The 3,480-nt window shown below is 66.2% G+C and carries 4 protein-coding genes; 3 read left to right on the top strand and 1 reads right to left on the bottom strand.

Annotation, left to right across the window (positions count from 1 at the left end; all coding sequences use genetic code 11):
* The 3 genes from ACLFQI_RS12625 to ACLFQI_RS12615 form a co-directional block, all read left to right on the top strand.
* A partial coding sequence (locus ACLFQI_RS12625; RefSeq protein WP_410759832.1) for an NAD(P)/FAD-dependent oxidoreductase occupies positions 1–963 on the top strand: 963 nt, incomplete at its 5' end.
* Complete coding sequence (locus ACLFQI_RS12620) at positions 960–1,724, top strand: DUF1365 domain-containing protein (protein ID WP_410759831.1); 765 nt, start codon at positions 960–962, stop codon at positions 1,722–1,724. The genes ACLFQI_RS12625 and ACLFQI_RS12620, both read left to right, overlap by 4 nt.
* On the top strand, positions 1,724–3,136 hold the full coding sequence (locus ACLFQI_RS12615; protein WP_410759830.1) for a class I SAM-dependent methyltransferase: 1,413 nt from the start codon (positions 1,724–1,726) through the stop codon (positions 3,134–3,136). Before ACLFQI_RS12620 ends, ACLFQI_RS12615 begins: the two co-directional genes overlap by 1 nt.
* Here ACLFQI_RS12615 and ACLFQI_RS12610 read toward each other — a convergent pair.
* The coding region (locus ACLFQI_RS12610) for a CZB domain-containing protein (protein WP_410759829.1) at positions 3,104–3,480 on the bottom strand (377 nt) is incomplete at its 5' end. The genes ACLFQI_RS12615 and ACLFQI_RS12610 overlap by 33 nt on opposite strands.

Genomic DNA, 3,480 nt, shown 5'->3' with positions numbered 1-3,480 from the left:
CCGCGCTTCCTGCGCATGGTCAGCGACATCCTGCGCTTCAATCGGCGCTGCAAGCGGATGCTGCGCGAGGGCGGCTTCGATGGCCTCAGCGTCGGCGCCCTGCTCGAACGTGAGCGCATGAGCGAGCACTTTCGCGATCACTTCCTGCTGCCGATGGCGGCGGCGATCTGGTCCTGCCCGACCCGCACCATGCTCGATTTTCCGGCCGAGAGCCTGGCGCGCTTCTTCAACAATCACGGTCTGCTGAACCTGATCGACCGCCCGCTGTGGCGCTCGGTCAGCGGCGGCAGCGCGCGCTATGTCGAACGCTTCCTCGAGGACATCGGCCATGAGCAGGTGCGGCTCGATGCGGCACAGGCCGTCCACCGCACCCAGCACGGGGTCGAGGTGAGCCTGGCCTCCGGCGCGCGTCCCCGCTTCGATGACGTCGTGCTCGCTTGCCATGCCGATCAGGCGCTGGCGCTGTTGCAACAGCCCAGCGCCGCCGAGCAGGATCTACTGGGCCGCTTCCGCTATCAGCCGAATCGCACCTATCTGCACACCGACAGCGGCCTGATGCCCCAGCGCCGCCAGGTCTGGTCGTCCTGGAATTACCTCTCGCAAGTGGCGCAGGATGGTACCAGCGCGGTCTCGGTGACCTACTGGATGAACCGGCTGCAAGGGCTCGAGACCCAGCACGATTATCTGGTCTCGCTGAATCCGCTCCGCCCGCCCGCCGACGAGACCATCATCGCCGAGATGGACTACGACCACCCGGTCTTCGACCAGGCCGCGATGGATGCCCAACCACGGCTCGCCGACTTGCAGGGCCAGGACCGGCTCTGGTTCTGCGGCAGCTATTTCGGCTATGGCTTCCATGAGGACGGACTGGCCTCGGCGGTAGCGATGGCCGAGCGCTTCGGTGTCGACACCTCCATGCTCAGGGCGCCGGCACCGGCACCCGTGACGGCTGCGAGCACATGAACACGAACCCGCACCGCATCTACTTCACCCACGTGATGCACCGGCGCCTGTTCCCGGCGCCGTACCGGTTTACCTATCGCGTCTTCAGTCTGCTGCTGGACCTCGATGCGCTCGACCAGGTGCCAGGCCTGTTGCGTATCGGCAAGGGCTTCGGCCTGCTGCGCTTCGCGCCCGAGGATCACGGTCCGCGCGATGGCTCGCCGCTGCGGCCCTGGGCTGAGCAACTGCTGCGCGCACGGGGCATCGATCTCGAAGGCGGACGCATCCGCCTGCTGTGCATGCCGCGTGTGCTCGGCTATGGCTTCAACCCGCTCAGCCTCTGGTATTGCGAACACGCCGACGGGCGGTTGCGCGCGGTGCTTGCCGAGGTCAGCAATACCTTCGGCGAATCGCATTTCTATCTGCTCGCCAATGGCGGTGAGCCGTTAGCCTGGCCGGTGCGCGACCAGGCCACCAAGTGCTTCTACGTCTCGCCGCTGATGGAGATGGGCCATGCGTACCACTTCCGCCTCGCCGAGCCGGGCGACAAACTTGGCGTCTTCATTCGCCAGTTCCACCCCGATGGCCGCTTGCAACTGGTCGCCACCCAGACCGGCGTCGGCGAGCCGCTGAGCCAACCGGCGCTGTGGCGCGCGCTGGCGCGCACGCCCCTGATGAGCTTTAAGGTTCTCGCCGCGATCCACTGGCAGGCGCTGAAGATCTGGCTGCGCGGAACGCCCTATGTCCCGAAAACCGATCCGCCGCCGCCCAAGGTGACCTAATGGCAAGCGACAAGACGGCCGAGGCCGCCCTCCCCTCACCGCAACAACCGCTCTTCGGCCCCGTGTTGCGCACCCTCTCGAAACCGGTGCTCTGGCCGATCACGCGGTTGTTCGACCGCATCGCCGCCGGCCGACTGCAACTGCGGCTCGGTCGGCGCAGTTACCTGCTGGACAGCGATCGCGACGGCCCCCAGGCCGAGATCCATATCCGCCGCCCGGTGCGCATGGCGCGCCGGCTGGCGACCAAGGGCCATCTTGGCCTCGGCGAGAGCTGGATGACCGGCGACTGGGACAGCCCGGATCCGACCGCGCTGTTGCACCTGCTCGCGGTCAACGAACATCGCTGGCGCGCGCGCCAGCGCGGCGGCCCGTTGCACCAGCTGATCTCGCCGCGACGTCATCGGCGGCGTAGCAATACCCGCACCGGCAGTCGCCGCAATATCGCCTATCACTATGACCTGGGTAACGCCTTCTACCGGCTCTGGCTCGATGAGAGCATGACCTATTCCAGCGGCCTTTATGCGGGTTCAGGCGTTGCCGGCGCCAGTCCCGAATCAGCCGCCGAGCTGGACGCCGAGCCAGGCGCCGAGCTGGGCGCCGCCATCAATGCCACCATGAACATCGCCGCGCCGACCGCGGATGACGACGACGATCAAGCCCTCGCCCAGGCGCAGCAGCGCAAATATCAGCGTCTGCTCGCAATGCTCGATGCCAAACCTGGAGAGCACCTGCTGGAAATCGGCTGCGGCTGGGGCGCGATGGCCGAAGCGGCCGCCCAACGCGGACTCAAGCTCACCGGCATCACGCTCTCGCAGGAGCAACTGGCCTGGGCCAAGGCGCGCTTCGCCGGCAGCCCGCTCGCCGCTCAAGTCGAGCTGCGCTTGCAGGACTATCGCGACGTCACCGAGACCTTCGATCACATCGTCTCGATCGAGATGTTCGAGGCGGTCGGCGAGGAATACTGGCCGACCTATATGGAGACCCTGCGCGAGCGTCTGCGCCCCGGCGGCACCGCGGCACTGCAGGTGATCACCATCGCCGATGACATCTTCGAGGACTACAAGGCGAGCCCGGATTTCATCCAGCACTATATCTTCCCGGGCGGCATGCTACCGACGGTCGGGCGTTTCGATGCCGCCGCCCAAGCGGCCGGGCTCGAGGTCGTGCGGCGCGGCTTCCACGGCCAGGACTATGCGCGCACCCTGCGCGCCTGGCATCGGCGCTTCCTCGAACGCGAGCCCGAGGTGCGCGCGCTCGGCTACGACGAGCGCTTCGTGCGCATGTGGCGCTACTATCTGTCTTATTGCGAGGCCGGCTTCCTCGACGACCGCATCGATGTGATGCAGGTCGCGCTCAGGCACCGATCAGACGCGACCGCTTCAGTCGAGTTCGCTCCAGACACAGGGATATAAACCGTTTGGCCGAGCCGTTCCGGAATCGTCCGCCGGAGTCACTTGCTGGATGAGCTGCCCGATTTTTCTCAGCAGCTTATCGTTCGCCTTCTGTAGCGGCAGTAAGTGCTCCGCGCTGGCGTCGGTAGCCTCGTCCCGGGTCTGCGTGAGCAATTGGGTCGCGAGTTCCTGCACCCGCTCATGACGCCGGCCAATGGCCTCAAATTCAGCGAATGCTTGGTAGCGATTACGGCCAGGCCCCGCATACCAGCGCCCAAAATGGCACGCATCGGCCTCGAGATCGTTGCAGCTCGGTGCGTCCGGCTGTCTCAGCAACCTAAGAACGCGGTGCAGCCAGCGCCGAT

Source organism: Halochromatium sp., from assembly GCF_046541315.1.
GTDB lineage: Bacteria > Pseudomonadota > Gammaproteobacteria > Chromatiales > Chromatiaceae > Lamprobacter.
The sequence above is the reverse complement of the archived record's forward strand: the minus strand, read 5'-3'. Positions and strand labels throughout refer to the sequence as shown.

Coding starts and splice junctions, on each gene's coding strand:
- ACLFQI_RS12620 (WP_410759831.1), top strand. CDS start 960: ATGAACACGAACCCGCACCGCATCTACTTCACCCACGTGATGCACCGG.
- ACLFQI_RS12615 (WP_410759830.1), top strand. CDS start 1,724: ATGGCAAGCGACAAGACGGCCGAGGCCGCCCTCCCCTCACCGCAACAA.